We start from the raw sequence: 1,095 nt of genomic DNA on the forward strand, positions 1-1,095 counted from the left end.
ATTTACTCCTGCAGATAATTGACCTAATCCTGCTGTCACTTTTCCAGAGCCACTTTGCAATTGCGTTACTCCATCAATTAATTGAACTGATCCATCTTTTAATTTATCGGCACCTATTTTTGCATTATCTAATCCCTCACCAAATCCATGAAACTTACTAACAAATTCATTTTGTGCGCTCGTTAGTTTCTCAATAGCACCTGCTAGAGTTTTTATCCCTGCTGGATTTGGTAAGTTTTTTTGCAACCCATTTGTTGTTTGATGTATTTCACCTTTTAGTTGTTTCACTTCTTCATTTAATTTATTTGTTCCACCTGCTACTCCGGCAGCTTTTTGCTGAACTGTCGCTGTACTTTTTACAGCACTTGTTACGAATGGCTGTAACTGCTCTTGATATTCTTTTGGTAAACTTTCAATTTGCTTTTGTAAATTCGCTACATCTTGTGCTGCATTTTTTGCATCTCCTGCTGTTGATTGTGTAAGTTCATTTAACTGATTTACATTCGCCCCAGCTCCATCTATTTTTTCATTTACTGTATTCAATATAGAAGGAACTTTCGACTGCATTTCCTCTAAGCCTGCAGCAGACTTTTGTACGTTACTATTTAACTCTTGCAATCCCTTTTGGATCGCTTGAGAACCTTCCTCTAATTGGCTTTGCCCTTCAACAAGTTTTCCCATACCATTTGATAGATCCGTTGTTCCTGTTTTTAATTCACCGGATTTACTTACTAATTTGTTCAAGCCACCGGTCACTTTCTCAGATCCATCACGCAACTCACCCGTTTTACTATTTAACGTATTTAAACCGTCTGTTACTTTGCCTGATCCATCTACTAGTTTCCCAATACCTGCATTGCTATTTAATGCATGTAAACCATCTGTTACTTTGCCTGATCCATCTACTAATTTTCCGATACCTGCATTGCTATTTAATACGTGTAAACCATCTGTTACTTTGCCTGACCCATCTACTAATTTCCCTATACCTATCTGCATTTCACCTGTTTTGCTATTTAGTGTATTTAAACCATTTGTTACTTTGCCTGACCCATCTACTAATTTCCCTATACCTATCTGCATTTCACCTGTTTT

Annotated in this window: 1 pseudogene; it reads right to left on the bottom strand. The window is 37.2% G+C overall.

Annotated features, from left to right (window positions below):
* A pseudogene (locus MR107_RS30105) lies at positions 1–1,095 on the bottom strand (phage infection protein); the annotation flags it as partial.

Origin of the sequence: Bacillus cereus group sp. BfR-BA-01441 (assembly GCF_022663075.1) — a bacterium.
Lineage (GTDB): Bacteria > Bacillota > Bacilli > Bacillales > Bacillaceae_G > Bacillus_A > Bacillus_A cereus.